Below are 5,811 nucleotides of genomic sequence, written 5' to 3'. Positions count from 1 at the left end.
TTTCAAGGGTTTCTTTCATTATAGATTATATTACTGTAAGAATAAAATAATTTTTCTTTCCTCGTTGAAGCAGCACAAAGGTGTTGTTGATTAAATCTTTTTCAGTGATTTTATGAGTCTCATCTACTTTTTCCTTGTTCACTGAAATCGAGTTTTCTTTTAAAGCCCTGCGCGCCTCACTATTTGATTTCAAAAATCCTCCAACTTCAGCTAAGGCTGCGATAATATCCAATCCTTCTGAAATTTGTTTTTGCGAAACCTCAGTTTGGGGCACCCCTTCAAAGACATCAAGAAATGTATTTTTATTCAATTTTTTCAAATCGGATGAAGTGGAGTTTCCAAATAGTATATTTGAAGCTACAACAGCATTGTCGAGCTCTTCTTGAGAGTGAACCATAATGGTCATTTCTTCTGCCAAACGTTTTTGAAGTTGTCTTAAATGAGGGGCTGTTTTGTGCTCTTCAGTTAAGGTTTCAATTTCTTGTTTGGATAAGAAAGTAAATATTTTGATATACTTTTCAGCATCTTCATCGCTGGTATTTAGCCAGTATTGGTAAAATTTATAAGGGGACGTTCGCTCTGCATCCAGCCAGATATTTCCTCCTTCGGTTTTGCCAAATTTGGTGCCGTCTGCTTTGGTGATCAAAGGGCAGGTGAGGGCATAGCCTTTGCCTCCAGCAATTCGTCTTATGAGTTCGGTGCCGGTAGTAATATTTCCCCATTGGTCGCTTCCACCCATTTGAAAGGTACAATTATGGGTTCTATACAACTCCAAAAAATCATATCCCTGAACTAGTTGGTATGTAAACTCTGTAAATGACATCCCTTCATTGTCTTCACCAGTAAGACGTTTTTTTACAGAGTCTTTAGACATCATGTAATTTACGGTGATATGCTTGCCTATATCTCTAATGAAATCCAAAAAGGTGAATGCTTTCATCCAATCATAGTTGTTTGCCAATACGGCTGCATTGGCTTCCTTGGAATTAAAATCCAAAAATTGAGAGAGTTGCTTTTTTAGTGCGTTTTGATTGTGTTTGAGGGTTTCCTCATCAAGTAAATTACGCTCAGACGATTTGCCTGATGGATCACCAATCATACCAGTAGCTCCCCCCACAAGCGCTATGGGTTTGTGACCGGCTCTTTGATAGTGAGCCAAAAGCATAATGGGCACTAAATGACCTACATGTAAAGAATCTGCTGTTGGGTCAAACCCTACATAAGCAGTGCGCATTTCTTGCATTAAGTATTCTTCTGTTCCTGGCATGAGGTCGTGAATCATTCCACGCCATTGCAATTCTTCTACAAAATTTTTGAGCATCCGGTTAAAGTTTTTGCAAAGATAGATTTATCATACAAAAGATGAAGCAGAATTTTAAAAAAGAGTATTTTAGTAAAATGATTTTAGTAACCGGTGGTACAGGCCTTGTTGGGGCTCATTTAATCTATTTTTTGCTTAAAAACGGGCAAAAGGTAAGGGCGATTCATAGGAAAAACAGCAATCTGGAAGCTGTGAAACAAGTGTTTTCCTATTACACTGATAAACCGGAAACCCTTTTTAATCAAATTGAATGGGTGGAAGCAAACCTGGTTGATATTGCTGCTTTAACAATAGCTTTTGAAGAAATTGACTATGTTTATCATGCCGCTGCTTATGTGAGTTTTGATCCCAAAAACTTTCAGAAACTAAAAAAATCAAACATAGAAGGCACCGCTAATATCGTAAATCTTTGTTTGTCCTTTAATGTTAAAAAGTTGTGTCATTTTAGTAGCATAGCCACATTGGGAAAAGTTGAAAACAAGAAAGTTACCGAAGAACATTTTTGGAACCCCGATGATGACAATAACGTATATGCCATTTCAAAATATGGCGCCGAAATGGAAGTATGGAGAGGAACTCAGGAAGGTCTTGATGCTGTAATCCTGAATCCGGGTGTTATTTTAGGAAGTGGTTTTTGGAATCAAGGAACGGGAGTATTGTTTACGAAGGTTTACAAAGGTCTTTCTTATTACACCAAAGGGGTTATGGGTTTTGTAGATGTTATTGATGTTGTAAAAATAGCTTTAAAACTGATGAAAAGTGATTGTAAAAATGAACGTTTTATCCTTGTTTCTGAAAGCTCTTCTTATCAAGAACTCTTAACAAAAGCGGCAAAGGCATTCAATAAAAAACCACCGGGGAAGATACTTCAACCCTGGATGCTTTCCTTACTTTGCGGGTTGGACTACATCAAAAGCTTGCTTACCGGCACCAAACAAATGCTTTTTAAAAGTACTGCAGATTCCTTATCTAAAAAGCGACACTACAACAATTCAAAAGTTGTGGATAAATTAAACTACACCTTTACTCCTTTAAAGGAAACAATTAAAAGAATTACTGAAAATTATCTAAAAGATCAAACACCTTAAATAGAATCACGTTTTAATTCTTGAACGGCTTGAATTTTTGGTGAGCTTTCACTTTTAATATTTAATTTTTTAAGTTTAATTGAGTCCTGAATAAATTTTAAAGAGTCTTGAGCTCTTTTTTTACGTGCAATAGAAGTGTCTACCACAGTTTTTCTTAGCTCAAGTTGAACTTTGACTTTTGCGTGTATTTCTTCATAAGTATTGAGGTCAGCCCCATAGTAAGCATTGCTTTGCTCATATGTGAGACTGTCTATATCATGTTTTTCATATATAAACTGATGAGGTGTCATACCGGTTTGCTGAAGCGGGAGGCGGTTCACACTTTTTGCAGCATTAAATAAATGCACATCAATGAGCACTTCAACCATCTTGTCTTCAGGAATCAAATTTTCGGGTTTTTTGTTTCTTTCAATAGTTTGACAACCCGTTAAAAATAATAAGCTAATACATCCTAAAAGGAGAATCAATCTATTATGGAATGAATGAGTTTTATCTGTTGAATTCAAGTCGTTGGGCATTGCTTGTTTTTGCAAATTTTGAATTGTTAAACACTAGTTTTCCATTGACTAAAGTGTGGGTGATCCTTGATTTAAAGGTAAACCCTTCAAAAGGCGACCATCCACATTTATAAAAAATATTACTTTTATTCACTGTCCATGGGGCATGTAAATCTACCAAAACCAAATCAGCTTTAAATCCTTTTTTGATAAAACCCCTGTTTTTAATTTGAAATAAGATTGCCGGATTGTGGCACATTTTTTCAACAATTTTTTCGAGACTTATTTTTCCATGGTGGTAATTCTCAAGCATGGCTACCAAGGCGTGTTGAACAAGCGGTCCACCGGAAGGGGCTTTTGTATATACGTTTTTTTTCTCCTCCAGTGTGTGGGGTGCGTGATCGGTTGCAATGACATCTATGCGATCGTCCAGTAATGCTTTCCACAAACCTTCACGGTCTGAAGCGGTTTTTACAGCCGGATTCCATTTAATTAGAGTTCCTTTTTCTTTGTAATCTTCATCAGAAAACCAAAGGTGGTGAATGCAAACCTCTGCTGTGATTTTCTTTTTCACAAGCGGTGTTTTGTTATCAAACAAAGCGGTTTCTTTAGCTGTTGAAAGGTGAAAAACATGCAATCTGGCACCTGTTTTTTTGGCCAAGGCAATGGCTCTTGAAGAGGACAAATAACAAGCTTCCTCACTTCTTATAGTTGGATGGCATTCCATGGGGATATCATCTCCATAACGGTCTGTGTGTGATTTTAAATTGGCTTTAATGGTAGCTTCATCTTCACAATGAACTGCAATAAGCAAATTGGTTTTTGCAAATATATTTTCCAGAACCTTTGGGTCATCAACCAGCATATTGCCTGTTGAGGAACCTAAAAAGAGTTTTAAAGCGGCTACTTTTTTTGGATCAACCTTAAGAATTTCTTCCAGATTATCATTGGTTCCGCCAAACATAAAGGAATAGTTTGCCCAGGAAGTTTTACGAGCAATTTCAAACTTATCTTCAAGCAGTTCTACAGTTGTGGCTTGCGGAACAGTATTGGGCATTTCAATAAAGGTGGTAATTCCTCCCGCAACGGCAGCTTTGGATTCGGTTTCAATAGTTGCCTTGTGTGTGAGTCCGGGCTCTCTGAAATGCACCTGGTCGTCAATCACTCCGGGTAATAAATAATTCCCTTCGGCATCGATGATTTGTGTGTCTGATGATTTTGCGCTAATGCTGTCTGCAATTTCTACAATTTCCTCATTCTGTATAAGCACATCACAATTTTGGATGCTGCCCTCATTAACAACTTTTGCGTTTTTTATTAAAACAGTGTGCATATCTTAAATTTCATAGCGGTTAAATAAACTTTTAAATTTCATAGACAAAACCCCAAAAACAGCCTCCTTGATAATACCTCCGCTCATCTTTGATTCTCCTTTAGTGCGGTCAGTAAAAATTACGGGGACTTCAATAATTTTAAATTGACTCAAATAGGCTTTGAATTTCATCTCTATTTGAAACGCATAGCCAATGAATTGTATTTTATCAAGATTGATGGTTTCCAAAACTTTTCTGCGATAGCAAACAAAACCGGCTGTGGTATCAAAAATGGGCATCTGAGTTATAAAACGCACAAATTTTGAAGCCATCCATGACAGCAAAACCCTACTCATAGGCCAGTTTACAACATTTACGCCTTTTACATAACGCGACCCTATGGCCACGTCAAACTCTTGTTTATCACAAGCATTGTATAGCCGTATTAAATCGTTGGGGTTATGAGAAAAATCGGCATCCATTTCAAAAATATATTCATATTTTCTAGCTAAAGCCCATTTAAAACCTTCAATATAAGCTGTTCCTAAACCACTTTTCCCTTTTCTTACCAAGAGATGCAAATTTTCAGAAAACTCTTCTTGTAAATCTTTAACCTTAAGATGGGTCAGGTCTGGTGAATTGTCATCTACAACAAGTACTTCAAACTTTCGTTGTAGCGAAAAAACATTTCGCAGCAAACGCTCTATATTCTCAATTTCATTGTAAGTAGGTATAACAACTAATGCCTTAGACATTCCCTAATATTTTGCGCAAATGTACTTAATTTTAATTTGAAGTGGAGTTTAAAAAATGTTATAACCACTATAATTTTGCCCTTAATTTACAGTAAATTTGTGTGATTAATTGTTTAATGTGATAGCACTCTTGCAAAATATATCAGTACCTGACTGGATGACCTTACTGGTTTTTGCTTGTTTTGTTTTGATGGCAGTTGCTAAACTTTTAAACAGCCAGCGATTTAATGAATTTATTTTTCTGATTGTTTCCAATAAATATTTTTTGGTGCAAGGAAAAAACACAGAAATTTTTAAACCCTTCAATGTGCTGTTGTTACTGGTTCAAATACTATCTGTATCTTTATTCTTGTTCTTATTATCTACTCATTTTTTTGAATCAGTCACACTTCAGAACACAATTATTTTTATTCAAATAACAGGATTTTTTACTGTTTTTATTGGTTTAAAATTTTACATAGAAAAACTCATCGCAAACCTTTTCTCGATAGACTCTTATATCAATCAATATTTATATCATAAATTGACCTATAGAAACTTGATAGCCATATTATTACTTGTGATAAATATGCTGTTTATGTATGCCATCAATGCCGACACCCTTGCTTTTACTTTAGTTTTGGTAATAGTACTTCTGTTAAACCTCGTTTCACTGTTTTACAGCTATAAAACATATGAAAAGCTAATAAGCAAGCATTTGTTTTATTTTATTTTATATCTTTGCGCACTTGAAATTTCACCCTATTTTATAATCTATAAAATAGTGATGACACAGTGAGGTTTTTAATCAAAAAAAACAACCAGGTTTATGAAAGTGAAAACAATTTTGGTTTCCCA

The 5,811-nt window shown here is 35.6% G+C and carries 6 protein-coding genes; 2 read left to right on the top strand and 4 right to left on the bottom strand.

The window, feature by feature from the left end:
* Positions 1 to 25 precede the first annotated feature (25 nt).
* Positions 26 to 1,321 carry a tyrosine--tRNA ligase gene (gene tyrS / locus AACY61_RS07630; RefSeq protein WP_339610987.1) on the bottom strand — a complete coding sequence of 432 codons (1,296 nt, stop codon included), beginning with the start codon at positions 1,319 to 1,321 and terminating at the stop codon, positions 26 to 28.
* A gap of 41 nt (positions 1,322 to 1,362) precedes the next feature.
* Between tyrS and AACY61_RS07625 the strand changes: the two genes are divergently transcribed.
* Positions 1,363 to 2,409: an NAD-dependent epimerase/dehydratase family protein gene (locus AACY61_RS07625; RefSeq protein ID WP_339610986.1), complete on the top strand. Its 1,047-nt coding sequence runs from the start codon at positions 1,363 to 1,365 to the stop codon at positions 2,407 to 2,409.
* Here AACY61_RS07625 and AACY61_RS07620 read toward each other — a convergent pair.
* The 3 genes from AACY61_RS07620 to AACY61_RS07610 are packed head-to-tail and all read right to left on the bottom strand — an operon-like array spanning position 2,406 to position 4,974.
* Positions 2,406 to 2,942: a DUF4296 domain-containing protein gene (locus AACY61_RS07620; protein ID WP_339610985.1), complete on the bottom strand. Its 537-nt coding sequence runs from the start codon at positions 2,940 to 2,942 to the stop codon at positions 2,406 to 2,408. The genes AACY61_RS07625 and AACY61_RS07620 overlap by 4 nt on opposite strands.
* The gene (locus AACY61_RS07615) at positions 2,899 to 4,239 is read right to left on the bottom strand and encodes a dihydroorotase (protein WP_339610984.1); all 1,341 of its coding nucleotides are present in this window, start codon (positions 4,237 to 4,239) and stop codon (positions 2,899 to 2,901) included. The genes AACY61_RS07620 and AACY61_RS07615 overlap by 44 nt, the downstream gene beginning before the upstream one ends.
* A gap of 3 nt (positions 4,240 to 4,242) precedes the next feature.
* Positions 4,243 to 4,974 carry a polyprenol monophosphomannose synthase gene (locus AACY61_RS07610; RefSeq protein WP_339610983.1) on the bottom strand — a complete coding sequence of 244 codons (732 nt, stop codon included), beginning with the start codon at positions 4,972 to 4,974 and terminating at the stop codon, positions 4,243 to 4,245.
* 130 nt (positions 4,975 to 5,104) lie between these two features.
* Between AACY61_RS07610 and AACY61_RS07605 the strand changes: the two genes are divergently transcribed.
* Positions 5,105 to 5,752, top strand: coding sequence for a DUF4271 domain-containing protein (locus tag AACY61_RS07605; protein ID WP_339610982.1), 648 nt, complete (start codon positions 5,105 to 5,107; stop codon positions 5,750 to 5,752).
* The last annotated feature ends 59 nt before the right edge of the window (positions 5,753 to 5,811 follow it).

It is taken from the genome of uncultured Planktosalinus sp. (assembly GCF_963973675.1).
In the GTDB taxonomy this organism is placed as follows: domain Bacteria; phylum Bacteroidota; class Bacteroidia; order Flavobacteriales; family Flavobacteriaceae; genus Planktosalinus.
Note: the sequence above shows the minus strand (reverse complement) of the source record. Positions and strands in the feature narration are given on the sequence as shown.